Raw genomic sequence first — 12,204 nt, forward strand, 5'->3', positions numbered from 1 at the left:
TCCTCCTTGGGGGATTATATTAAAGGGTAATACCCTTTGTTAATTGTTTTGCTGCACCTTCATCTGTAATTAGAATTGAAGTGTGCCCTTGCTTTATTACAGCCTGTATTGCCTTTGCCTTTGAAGAACCTCCAGCGACTGCAACAACGTGAGATACATGTTGTAAATCTTCAAGTTGCATACCAACTGTTCTTACTTTATGAACAACATTTCCTTGTTCATTAAAGTAGTAACCGAAAGCTTCGCCAACTGCTTCGCTTGCCTGAATCTTTAACCAATCTGCTTCTGAAGTATTTCTGCGACGTGCCATTGTTAACGCATCACCAATTCCATGAATGACGATATTGGAAGATCGAATCAACTCAAGAACTTCTTTCACGGAGGGCTCTGTTACAATAGACGCATATGCTTCGCTACTAACGTGATCTGGAACATACAATAAGCGATAATTACTCATCGTATTTTGTGCCATTTTGGCGCAAATGGTATTGGCTTCTAACTCGACGCCTTCTCCAATTCCACCACGTGCTGGGACAAATAGCATATGTAAATCTTTGCAATCAAGTTGCATCATGTCCGCAGCAGCAGCTAGCGTAGTTCCTCCAGCCACAGCAACGATATTATTCACTGTCAGACGGTCTTTTATACAAGTCACACAAGCACGGCCCATCTCCAGTTTGACCCAAGGTGATTCATCACTATCACCAGGGACAACGAAAACTTCATCCAAGTCTAATGTTTCCTTAAGTTGTTTTTCTAAAACCTTTAACCCGGAAATTTCTTTCATAAAGTCTTCCAAAGCAAGAACTAAAGCTGTTCCTTCTTCTGTCAAAGTCATTCCAGAAGAAGCGACGTGAACTAAGTTTTGTTCTTTCAAAACTTGAACTTCACTTCGCAATACTCGTTCTGTCATACCGAGACTTGCAGATAAGTTTCTTCTTCCAATCGGCTGCATAAGCCTAATGTACTGAAGCACTTGCATTCTCGTTTGCATAACAGGTAGCAGATCAGGTAATAATTTTTTTGTGTTCTGAATCCATGAGCGCATATCTTTTCTCCTCACTGCATCGGTTCATTTCCCTTCGTGGTCACTTTATGTCCCGTAGTGACATTTTGCGTCCCACTTAGGTTAAAAAAATAATCCCTGCTACGTGTATTATTGTAACAGGAGACAGAAACTTATTCAACTCTTAACTGCATTGTTTATATAGTTTATTATGACACCTTTGTGAATGTTACCATATTCTACTTGTCTTCCGCCTATTTCTACAACAGGAATCATTAGATGGTATTTCTCTAAAAGGTCATTATCTTCATATATATCTATTTCCTCAATTTGAAAAGAATATTCATATTGTACTTCTTTTAAAACTTGTTTCGCCTTCACGCAAAGGCCACAATCTTTTTTTGTATATAGTACAACCTTCATCTTCTTCACCTATCCAATTGTTTTTCTTAGAGACGAAGCAGGAATATGCATTTGTTCTCTATACTTCGCAACCGTTCTTCGAGAAATAACTATTTCATGCTCTTCTTCTAATAATTTTGAAATCTTTTGATCCGAAAGTGGCTTTTTCTTATTTTCTGCTCCAACAAGCGTTTGAATGAATTGTTTCACACGCTTTGTAGAAACCGCCTCATCTTCCGTCGTAGAAATAGAATTACTAAAGAACGATTTCATCTCAAATAAACCGTGCGGCGTTTGCACATATTTATTACGCGTTGCGCGACTAATTGTAGACTCATGCACACCTAACTCTTCCGCCACCTCTTTTAAAGCAAGTGGTTTTAAATACTCTGGACCTCCCCAGAAGAAATCATGCTGTTTTTCCATAATAATATTCATCACTTGTAAGAGTGTTTGTTTTCTCTGTTTCAAACTGCGCATAATCCATTGCACATGCTGATACTTCTCCGATACGTAAGAAGCCACTTCACTTTCACTATTATTTAGTAACGCACTATACTCAGAGTGAATTTCAATTCTTGGCATATTTCTCTCATTCATCTGTAAAACGAGATGATCGCCATCTTTTTTTACCGCCATATCAGGCACAATATAAAGTGGTTTATCAGAAGAAAATGCAAGACCTGGTTTCGGCTGCAATGATGTAATACAGTTCACCGCATCCTGTAATTCCTCGTTAGTACACTTCAACACTTGAACGAGCTTTCGCCAATCTTTCTTAACGAAATAATTAAAATGATCATCTATAATTTCTTCCGCTAACCCATTCCTTCTTTGTAAGCGCTTCAATTGGATTGATAGACATTCCTGAATATTACGCGCACCTACCCCTGCTGGCTCTAACGATTGAACAAGCTCCACGGAACAGTCCACTACATCAATTGGCGCAGAAAGAAGCTCTGATAACTCTTCATTTGTTTCTTGTAAATAGCCATTTCCATCCATGTTCATAATAATGAAAGAAGCTGCTTTCCGCTCTTCTTCATCTATTTTATAATACTGTAGTTGATTTAATAAATGTTGCTGAATCGTTGTAGAATCCACACTGTAGATTTCCATTTGATTCTCGACTTGTTTTCGGGTACTTTTACTTGTGTTAGAGCTCTTTTTCTTCTCCCTCTCAAAACCACCTAACTCAATAAGGGGATTCTCTAACGATTGCTCATACAAAAACTCCGATAATTCTTGTACATTATACTGGAGCATTGTAATCGCTTGCCTTAACTCTTGTGTCATTGCCAAACGTAAGCTTTGTTCTTGTAAAAGACTTGCCTTCAAACTAATCTCCCCCTTGTTTCTATTGTACAATAAGTTTGGTAAAAGGAGAATCCTATCGCAGACACCCATTCCAAAATATTATTAATTTATATGTATTAATGAGATTTACATCTTACAACCGAAAAATGAATAATATTGAAAGAAAATAATAACGCATAAAAATTATTACCACATACTAATAGTAAATCTTATAACCAGATATAACAAGAGAGAAATAAAAAAAGGTCCTAACTTACAAATGTAAGTTAGGACCTTTTGACGCGCCCAGAGGGATTCGAACCCCCGGCAGACGTGGTACCGGAAACCACCGCTCTATCCGACTGAGCTATGGGCGCATGATTATAAAAACACTTCATTTTCTTCTCATAATAATAGCAATAAAATCCATCTAAATCAATAAAAATATCGCCTTAATCCTTTATATACCTTAGCTAGGAGCCTATAAAACACATCCTTCTCCTAAATTTTCCAATCATAAATTCACCCCAACTCACAAATTATAATCTTTGAATTGATATTCCAAAGGGGGCTTCATTCAATGACTGTAATTACAAAACTAAAGCAAACTGTTTCTGGATTAAAAAGTGCACAAGCTAGCTTAGAGGGATTCGCTCTTGATACGGATAACCAACAAGCAAAGCAACTTTTCCAAACAGCTGCGCAGCAAACACAAACAATTATCGATTCTTTAAACCCGCGTGTTGAAGAAGTCCAGCAAGAAGAACCACAATACACACAGCAATAACCAAAAGTGCCATTTCATCTAATGGTACACAATTTGAGAAAAGGATGATATGCAATCATCCTTTTTCTCTCACATTACATACTGCAATAGAAATGGAATGATTATAATGCGAAAACTTGGAATCATAACCGCGTTATTTATGCTCCTATTCGGTTCACTTACCGGATGTGATAATAGCCCGTTAGATAAAAAAGTAAAGAAAGAAGAAGCTAAGCGGGCAGATGAGAAAAAGGGCCCTAAATTAACAAAAATGAGTACAGAATCCTTTAATCAATCTATATCGCAAGACGCTAAGAAAAAAGCTCTTGCTATGGAGGGGATTATAGAAGCTACCGCAGTTAATACAAATTTAGATCTTTACATAGCCATCAAACCTGAACATCACGAAAGATTTGGTTTAAAACCTTTACGAAGTAAATTAAAAAAGAAGCTAAGTGATGAAAACCCTACTTTCGATATTCGTGTAAGTACAGACAAAAAGATTTTTATGCTCATAGAAGAACTTGAAAACAAAATTAAGAACAAGAAAATAAGCAAGGATGGCATTAAAGATCAATTGAAACTCATTCAATCAGAAATGGGATCTAATATTTAAGTTTTCTAAAAGAGAAGGAAGGATTCAAATGTCTAGTAAAGATAAAAATTTAACACCTGTGCAACAAGAATATAAAAAATTCGAACAACAGCGCGAACCGAAGCGCCCCGTTTTAAAAAATTGTATAAAAGCTTTTTTCGTCGGGGGATTAATTTGTCTAATAGGTCAACTGATTTCCACCTTTTATATTACCTATTTTGATTTCACTGAACGCTCTGCCGGGAACCCTACTGTTGCAACTCTTATTTTTATCTCCATGCTACTGACGGGATTTGGCGTCTACGATCGCCTTGGGCAATTTGCTGGTGCTGGTACCGCAGTTCCCGTTACTGGATTTGGTAACTCTGTTATTGCCGCATGTATTGAACATCGGACAGAAGGATTCGTTCTCGGCGTTGGTGGTAACATGTTTAAACTAGCAGGATCGGTCATCTTATTTGGCGTATTTTCAGCTTTTGTCATCGCTCTTATTAAAACAATTCTCTTTCAATGGGGAGGGCTGTAAATGTTACAAGGACACCGAACATGGGTATTCGAAAACAAACCAGTTATCATCTCAACAGGTGTAGTCGGCGGCCCATTTGAGGCAAATGGAAAAATCCCTGAAGACTTCGATACCCTGCATGAAGATTTATGGCTCGGACAAGATTCTTACGAAAAGGCGCATAAAATTTTATTTGAAGAAGCTTGTAGCCGCGCTACCGAAAAGGCGCAGCTCCGTAAAGACGATATTCAATTCGTACTCGCAGGGGATTTAATTAACCAAATAACTCCAACGAGCTTTGCATGCCGCACACTCGGAACACCTTATCTCGGTTTATTCGGCGCCTGTTCTACCTCTATGGAAGGCTTAGCACTCGGCGCAAGTATCGTAAATGCAAAAGGTGCAAAGTATTTATTAACTGGGGCATCAAGTCATAACGCTGCGGTAGAAAAACAATTCCGCTATCCAACTGAATATGGTGGTCAAAAACCTCCTACGGCTCAGTGGACAGTGACCGGTGCAGGCGCGGCTATTTTAAGCGACACTGGATATGGTCCACAAGTAACATCGGCCACCATTGGACGAGTTATTGATATGGGACTAACAGATCCTTTTAATATGGGTGGCGCGATGGCCCCAGCTGCTGTCGATACGATTGAAGCTCATTTACGCGAACGACAAATTGACGCCTCTTATTACGACTTAATCGTAACAGGTGACCTTGGACATGTCGGTCGCGAAATTGCTTACGACCTACTACATAAACATGGAACAAAGGTAAAGAGCGAGCAATTTCAAGATTGCGGAATCATCATTTATAGAGAAGGTCAACCTGTCATAGCTGGTGGAAGTGGTCCAGGCTGTTCAGCAACAGTCGTATACGGACATTTATTAAACCGAATGAAAAGAGGAGAATTCAAAAAAATACTTGTCGTTGCGACAGGCGCTTTACTATCTCCACTTACATTCCAACAAGAAGAAACGATTCCGTGTATCGCTCACGCTGTTTCGATTGAATTTGGAGGTGCGACGCAATGATTTTTTTCTGGGCTTTCGTCATTGGTGGACTCATATGCGTAATCGGACAGCTTATGTTTGATGTCGGCAAACTAACCCCCGCTCATACGATGGCAACACTCGTTGTTGCTGGAGCTATATTAGATGGATTCAATCTGTATGAACCATTAATCGACTTTGCAGGCGCTGGCGCAACTGTACCTATTACAAGTTTCGGTAATGCCCTCGTTCATGGCGCGATGGAGGAAGCAGCCAAACATGGCATCGTCGGCGTTATTACCGGCATGTTTAAAGTAACGAGTGCTGGTGTATCAGCTGCCATTATTTTCGGCTTCATTGGAGCATTGCTATTCAAACCGAAAGGATAAGGTGTTCATATGACAGTTATCGCCAGCGTTAAAACCTGCCTTGCCAGTGTAAGGGGCGCTCAAGCAAGTTTAAGCTCCCTTTCACTAAATTCACAGGACGCGGAATCAAAACGTGTATTTCATGAATGTATGTTAGAAATGGACAGCATCATCACCGATTTACAGAATAGAGTTTCAGTATTAGAACGTGAAGAACCTCAATATAAAGGGTTTTAAGTAGACTGGAGGAAATGACTATGTCTCACCTGCCGGAATGGACACTTGTCATTCTTCGCTCTGTATTCATATTAATTATTTTATTCGCTATTACGAAATGGTTAGGAAAAAGACAAATCTCTCAGCTCTCCTTTTTTGAATACATAGCCGGAATGACAATCGGTGACATCGCTGCCCAAGTATCTACAGGGCTCGATTCAAAATTTTTCCACGGCGTCTTTGCGATACTCATTTTCGCTGTGGTACCTTTTTTCACAGGAATCCTCTCTTTAAAGAACAAAACAGCTCGAGATTTTTTTGAAGGAAAATCTACCGTATTAATAAAAGATGGAAAAATACTTGAAGATAACTTAAAGAAAGAAAAGTATACAAGTGATGAATTACTTGAGCTTCTCAGAGGAAAAAATGCGTTCAGCGTAGCTGATGTTGAATTTGCTGTACTAGAACCGAGCGGTGAATTAAATGTATTATTAAAGAAAGATCGCCAACCACTTACAGCAAAAGATATCAGCTTAAAAGTGCCAAACGAAAAAGAACCGCAAACTGTTATTATGGATGGAAATGTACTAGATGAACCTCTTTCTGCTAGCGGACATAATCGCGCTTGGTTACATTCTGAGCTAGAAAAACTCGGTGTTGTCATTGAAAATGTCTTTCTTGGTCAAGTTGATTCATACGGACAACTTACTATCGACATCTATAATGATAAACTCCAAATGCCTTCTCCTCAAAACAAGCCTTTATTATTAGCATCCTTAAAGAAATGCAATGCGGATCTTGAATTATTCTCTTTAGAAACGAAATCAAAATCAGCGAGTGATATGTACAGTAAAAACGCAAAACAAATCGAGAAAATCTTAAATAAAGTAACCTATCTGTTAAAAGAATAAAAAATGAAAGAACGCTTCTATACAAAAGGCGTTCTTTTGCCTTTTCCACACCATTAATCACGTTTAAATTTATGTAATTCGGTTATGATGTTGAAGATACATAAGCAGGGAATTTTAAAAACATAGCGAATAAATCATGATACAACTACATATTTTTTGATTTAAAGTGGTTTCGTTTGACCTTCATTGACCATAATTGTATTATAAGACTAAGAAAGCTTTTAAAGGAGGAAATAACAGATGAATTTAATTCCTACAGTAATTGAACAAACAAATCGTGGAGAACGCGCTTACGATATTTACTCTCGACTATTAAAGGATCGCATCATTATGCTTGGTAGCGCAATTGATGACAACGTAGCAAACTCAATCGTTTCCCAGCTTTTATTCTTGGAATCTCAAGATCCAGAAAAAGATATTCACATCTATATCAACAGCCCTGGTGGTTCTATCACAGCTGGTATGGCAATTTACGATACAATGCAGTTTATTAAACCACAAGTATCAACAATCTGTATCGGTATGGCTGCATCTATGGGTGCATTCTTACTTGCAGCAGGTGAAAAAGGAAAACGTTACGCGCTTCCAAACAGTGAAGTTATGATTCACCAACCACTTGGCGGAGCACAAGGTCAAGCGACTGAAATCGAAATCGCTGCAAAACGTATCCTATTCTTACGTGAAAAATTAAACCAAATTCTTGCTGACCGCACAGGTCAACCACTTGAAGTTCTACAACGCGACACAGACCGCGACAACTTCATGACAGCAGAAAGAGCTCTAGAATACGGCTTAATCGATAAGATCTTTACAAATCGTTAATACACTTAAAAGCGGAGGCGGCTCGTTTAGAACAGGAGGAAGTTGGAACCCCTGATTCCGAGGCGCCTTTTGCCTCGAATGAAGGGGTGAAACGACCGACTGTTCTAGCCGCCGGAGCTGGATACATCTAAAAGCGGAAGCGGCTCGTTCAGAATGAGAGGGGGATGGAGCTTCTGACAAAGAGGTGCTTTTTAACTCGACGGAAGAAGCGAAGCCACCGACCATTCTAGCCGCTGGAGCTGGATACAACTAAAAGCGGAAGCGCCCTATTACAGGGCGCTTTTTTTATTATGTACAAGGGTATCACATACCCCACCTAGTATCTAATCCAATATATCAGCGATTTTTCAATTTTATCGACCACAACTCAAATTATATCGGCGTTTCGACACAACTTATCGACTTACCGACAATTTCCGACAAGTATGAACCACCAACATACCCCGACTGTTTGTTACCCCGCACCAAACAGAATGCCCGCAAGTAACAAAATAAAAAAAGCTATCGCACATTCGCGATAACCCTTTATTGTACATATGCAGTTAATGCTTCCAAAGCCTCTTCTGCATCTGAACCTTCTGTTGTGATTGTAATCATGCTACCAATTCCGATTGCTAAGCTCATAATCCCCATTATGCTCTTTGCATTCACTGTCTTTCCATCTTTCTCGATGAAGATATCCGCATGAAAGCGATTTGCCTCTTGTACAAACAACGCAGCCGGACGTGCTTGTAAGCCGTTTTTTAATGCCACTTTAACCAGTTTTTGAACCACAGCTCCATTTCCCCTTTAACCTTTTATTTTTTTGCTACTGTTTCCCCCGCGCGTAATTTCTCTGCAATTTCATCGATTTTACGCAAACGATGATTAATACCCGATTTACTAATTTTCCCCCCGGATACCATCTCACCTAACTCTTTCAATGTTACATCTTGATAATCTCTTCGTAACTGTGCAATTTCTCTTAATTTATCTGGCAAAATATCAAGCCCAACCGTCTCATCAATATAGCGGATGTTCTCAATTTGCCTTAGCGCTGCACCAATTGTTTTATTTAAATTAGCTGTTTCGCAGTTAACTAAACGATTTACTGAATTACGCATATCACGAACAATTCGAATATCTTCAAATCTTAAAAGTGCATTATGAGCACCTATAATATTTAAAAACTCTGTAATTTTTTCAGCTTCTTTCAAATACGTAATGTACCCTTTTCTTCTTTCCAACGTCTTACTATTTAAATCAAATCCGTTCATCAGTTCACATATAGAATCATTATGCTCCTTATATAACGAAAAGATCTCTAAATGATAAGATGATGTTTCTGGGTTATTTACTGAACCACCTGCTAAAAATGCACCGCGTAAATACGATCGTTTACAACATTTCTTCTCGATTAATTCCTGCGATATATTTCGAATAAACGAAAAGTCATCTCGAACAATGTGAAGATCTGCTAATATTTCACGAGACTTCTCAACAAGCCGCACGATATATACATTATTTTTCTTCAATCGCATTTTTTTACGAACAAGTAATTCTACCGTCACATCATATCCTTTTTTCAAAAGCGTATAAATCCTTCTTGCAATTGCTGCATTTTCCGTTTGAATATCGATAGATAGGCGACGGTTTGAAAAAGAAAGCGATCCGTTCATTCGAAGCAACGCCGATAATTCCGATTTCTCACAGCATTCCTTCATTTCAAGGTTGGTCAACTCTTTCTTTGTTTCTGATGCAAATGACACAGTCAACACCTCCTTATACTATTACTTTGGAACAAAAATCTTGTCCTATATGAATGAGGAGCGTTACCTCAAACGAGGCAACGCACATTTATAACAATGAATATAAAATAGAAGCTAACTTTAATGTATCATGCCTTACAACACGCTCATCATATTTCGCTAATCTATCTTGAATGATTTCGATATTATGTTCAGCAAAACGATCTGTATCCAGTGCAACTGGTTCCGACATTTCTTCCTCATATAAATTACGTAATTCACGAGGAATATCACGATTATTTACAATCGCAGTGTCGATAAATGGTTTACCTAAATGATCATGTAACGCCTGCACATGATCAAACGCAGTATAACCCTTCGTTTCGCCCGCTTGCGTCATAACATTACATACATATACCTTCTTCGCTTTTGCAGCAAGAACAGCGTCTCCAATTTTGTTAACAACTAAATTCGGTAATATACTTGTGTACAGACTTCCTGGACCGAAAACAAGCAAATCAGCTCGTTTAATTTCCGTCAACGTTTCACATAACGGTTCTACATCTTCTGGAGTTAAAAAGACACGATTAATCTTCTTCCCGAAATGAGGAATCTTTGATTCACCTGTTACAATTTCTCCATCTTCTAATTCTGCATGAAGTACCGCACTTTGATTCGCTGCTGGTAATACACGTCCTCTGACATTTAATACTTTACTCGTTTCCGTAATCGCGTGGTAAAAGTCTCCTGTAATCGAAGTCATACCTGCCAACAATAAATTTCCTAACGCATGCCCTTTCAGTCCGTCTCCAGTTGTAAAACGGTGCTGAAATAAAGCCTCCACTAATGGTTCTACATCCGATAACGCAACAAGTACGTTACGAATATCACCTGGAGGTGGAATTTCTAGCTCATCACGTAGTCTACCTGAACTGCCTCCATCGTCGGCTACTGTTACAACTGCTGTAATATCAACAGGATATTGTTTTAATCCCCTTAATAAAACAGAAAGTCCAGTTCCACCTCCCATGATAACAATTTTAGGTTTTCTCTCTTTTTTCATCCCTTAATGGCCCTTTCTCTTCTCCACATCACGATGAGATACATGAACGCTATACTCTGGTTTCAAATGTTTCCCAAGGTACTCTGTAAGCGTAACAGAACGATGTTGCCCACCTGTACATCCAATCGCAATTACAAGTTGACTCTTACCTTCTCTTTTATAATGAGGCAGCATGAAAGTGATAAGATCCGTCAATTTCTCTAAAAACTTATGTGTTTCATTAAATTTCAACACATACGACGAAACTTCTTCATCCAGTCCTGTTAATGGCTTCATATGTGGAATATAATATGGATTTGGTAAAAAGCGAACATCAAATACTAAATCAGCATCAATTGGAATTCCGTACTTAAATCCAAATGACATAACATTTACACGAAATGCTTGCTCAGTTTCTGTTGAGAATAAGTGAACAATTTTTTCTCGTAATTCTTTCGGTTTCAAATCAGATGTATCAAGCACAATATTCGCTCGTGCCTTCATATCAGTTAAGAGACCACGCTCAGCTTCAATTCCCTTTAACGGCAAGCCAGTTGGCGCAAGTGGATGCGAACGTCTCGTTTCTTTATAACGAGTTACAAGTGTGCTATCTTTCGCATCTAAAAATAAAATATGAGGAATAATCCATGTACGTTCTGATAAATCATCAAGCGCTCCCCATAAATATTCAAAAAACTCTCGGCCACGTAAATCAATACCAAGTGCCACTTTATTCATTTTTCCTTTTGAATCTGCCATAAGTTCAATAAACTTCGGCAATAACATCGGTGGTAAATTATCTACACAAAAATATCCTAAATCTTCGAAACTTTGTAACGCTACCGTCTTTCCAGCTCCAGACATCCCTGTAATAATTACCATTTTTATATCATTATTCTCTGTCATCGTATCCTCTCCTTGCAGGTTTAACTCGGATCTAATCGATATGAAAGCAACTCAAAATCTGGGGTATATACAAATGTACCGTAGATTATACCATTCCCTTTAATTAAATAATCAATAATGTGATAATCTCCTGGTGCCATTGCTAAATCATCAATTTTATCAAATGTATGCCAACCAATGATGCCTTCTTCGCTCTCTAATTTGTTTTCTCCTGCAAAATCTGTTGCTAAAAAGGAGAACATCATCCATTCAGAAACAACTTTATCACCTTCTTGGATGACAAAAGTGAAGACCCCTTTTAATGCTGGATTCTTTAAATAAATACCTGTTTCTTCACGATACTCGCGAACAACGGAATCTCTTACTGTCTCACCACGCTCCATTTTCCCGCCCGGTGCAACCCACCAATTTCGGCGAGGTTTTTGGAGTAAGAGTACTTCATTATCTCTAATTAACACACAGTTTGTCACTCTTTGCATGTTTCTTCACCTCAGCTACTTGCAGCAAAATTTCTCACTGCATACTCATTTCATTATACTATCAAAAACAGTTTGCTACAACGAAGGTGCCAGTCCCCTTTCGCTAAGCAATTGTAAAAATTCTTTCTATAACAAGCAATCAAAATACCTTACTTCCCATGAATAGC

General features: G+C 38.5%; 16 protein-coding genes and 1 tRNA gene. 8 read left to right on the forward strand and 9 right to left on the reverse strand.

Annotated features, from left to right (window positions below; translation table 11 throughout):
- Positions 1-19 precede the first annotated feature (19 nt).
- From cggR to NSS97_RS25855, 4 genes are all read right to left on the reverse strand, one after another.
- Complete coding sequence (gene cggR / locus NSS97_RS25840) at positions 20-1,048, reverse strand: gapA transcriptional regulator CggR (RefSeq protein WP_002089545.1); 1,029 nt, start codon at positions 1,046-1,048, stop codon at positions 20-22.
- A gap of 135 nt (positions 1,049-1,183) precedes the next feature.
- Positions 1,184-1,429 (reverse strand): glutaredoxin family protein, encoded by a 246-nt coding sequence (locus NSS97_RS25845; protein WP_002089547.1) that lies wholly within the window; start codon positions 1,427-1,429, stop codon positions 1,184-1,186.
- A 9-nt stretch (positions 1,430-1,438) separates the two neighbouring features.
- A complete protein-coding gene (rpoN, locus tag NSS97_RS25850; protein ID WP_002016074.1) occupies positions 1,439-2,746 on the reverse strand; it encodes an RNA polymerase factor sigma-54 in 1,308 nt (435 codons plus the stop codon).
- A 259-nt stretch (positions 2,747-3,005) separates the two neighbouring features.
- Positions 3,006-3,081 (reverse strand) — tRNA-Arg (locus NSS97_RS25855).
- A 203-nt stretch (positions 3,082-3,284) separates the two neighbouring features.
- Here NSS97_RS25855 and NSS97_RS25860 point away from each other — a divergent pair.
- The 8 genes from NSS97_RS25860 to clpP all read left to right on the forward strand — a co-directional run bounded on the left by NSS97_RS25860 (position 3,285) and on the right by clpP (position 7,883).
- The gene (locus tag NSS97_RS25860; protein ID WP_000216167.1) at positions 3,285-3,491 is read left to right on the forward strand and encodes a DUF1657 domain-containing protein; all 207 of its coding nucleotides are present in this window, start codon (positions 3,285-3,287) and stop codon (positions 3,489-3,491) included.
- Positions 3,492-3,597: 106 nt separating this feature from the next.
- Positions 3,598-4,086, forward strand: coding sequence for a YhcN/YlaJ family sporulation lipoprotein (locus NSS97_RS25865; RefSeq protein ID WP_002016077.1), 489 nt, complete (start codon positions 3,598-3,600; stop codon positions 4,084-4,086).
- A 28-nt stretch (positions 4,087-4,114) separates the two neighbouring features.
- The gene (gene spoVAC, locus NSS97_RS25870) at positions 4,115-4,591 is read left to right on the forward strand and encodes a stage V sporulation protein AC (protein WP_002034730.1); all 477 of its coding nucleotides are present in this window, start codon (positions 4,115-4,117) and stop codon (positions 4,589-4,591) included.
- On the forward strand, positions 4,592-5,608 hold the full coding sequence (gene spoVAD, locus NSS97_RS25875) for a stage V sporulation protein AD (RefSeq protein WP_002089557.1): 1,017 nt from the start codon (positions 4,592-4,594) through the stop codon (positions 5,606-5,608).
- A complete protein-coding gene (spoVAE, locus tag NSS97_RS25880) occupies positions 5,605-5,955 on the forward strand; it encodes a stage V sporulation protein AE (RefSeq protein WP_000575919.1) in 351 nt (116 codons plus the stop codon). The genes spoVAD and spoVAE overlap by 4 nt, the downstream gene beginning before the upstream one ends.
- Before the next feature lie 9 nt (positions 5,956-5,964).
- Entirely contained in the window at positions 5,965-6,171 is a 207-nt protein-coding gene (locus tag NSS97_RS25885; protein WP_002034728.1) for a DUF1657 domain-containing protein, read from the forward strand.
- 20 nt (positions 6,172-6,191) lie between these two features.
- Positions 6,192-7,061 (forward strand): DUF421 domain-containing protein, encoded by an 870-nt coding sequence (locus NSS97_RS25890; protein WP_002016080.1) that lies wholly within the window; start codon positions 6,192-6,194, stop codon positions 7,059-7,061.
- A 240-nt stretch (positions 7,062-7,301) separates the two neighbouring features.
- Positions 7,302-7,883 (forward strand): ATP-dependent Clp endopeptidase proteolytic subunit ClpP, encoded by a 582-nt coding sequence (gene clpP, locus NSS97_RS25895; RefSeq protein WP_001049163.1) that lies wholly within the window; start codon positions 7,302-7,304, stop codon positions 7,881-7,883.
- A 525-nt stretch (positions 7,884-8,408) separates the two neighbouring features.
- On the opposite strand, the gene NSS97_RS25900 is transcribed toward clpP, so the two are convergent.
- From NSS97_RS25900 to NSS97_RS25920, 5 genes are all read right to left on the reverse strand, one after another.
- Positions 8,409-8,657 (reverse strand): HPr family phosphocarrier protein, encoded by a 249-nt coding sequence (locus NSS97_RS25900; protein WP_107887228.1) that lies wholly within the window; start codon positions 8,655-8,657, stop codon positions 8,409-8,411.
- Between the two features lie 23 nt (positions 8,658-8,680).
- Positions 8,681-9,631, reverse strand: a complete 951-nt coding sequence (gene whiA, locus NSS97_RS25905) for a DNA-binding protein WhiA (protein ID WP_002016082.1) — start codon at positions 9,629-9,631, stop codon at positions 8,681-8,683.
- A gap of 88 nt (positions 9,632-9,719) precedes the next feature.
- A complete protein-coding gene (locus NSS97_RS25910) occupies positions 9,720-10,673 on the reverse strand; it encodes a uridine diphosphate-N-acetylglucosamine-binding protein YvcK (protein WP_107887227.1) in 954 nt (317 codons plus the stop codon).
- Positions 10,674-10,676: 3 nt separating this feature from the next.
- Positions 10,677-11,558 (reverse strand): RNase adapter RapZ, encoded by an 882-nt coding sequence (rapZ, locus tag NSS97_RS25915; protein ID WP_002016084.1) that lies wholly within the window; start codon positions 11,556-11,558, stop codon positions 10,677-10,679.
- A 20-nt stretch (positions 11,559-11,578) separates the two neighbouring features.
- Positions 11,579-12,037, reverse strand: a complete 459-nt coding sequence (locus NSS97_RS25920; protein ID WP_001190080.1) for an NUDIX hydrolase — start codon at positions 12,035-12,037, stop codon at positions 11,579-11,581.
- Positions 12,038-12,204 lie beyond the last annotated feature (167 nt).

Origin of the sequence: Bacillus sp. FSL R12-0074, assembly GCF_038005725.1 — a bacterium.
Lineage (GTDB): Bacteria > Bacillota > Bacilli > Bacillales > Bacillaceae_G > Bacillus_A > Bacillus_A mycoides.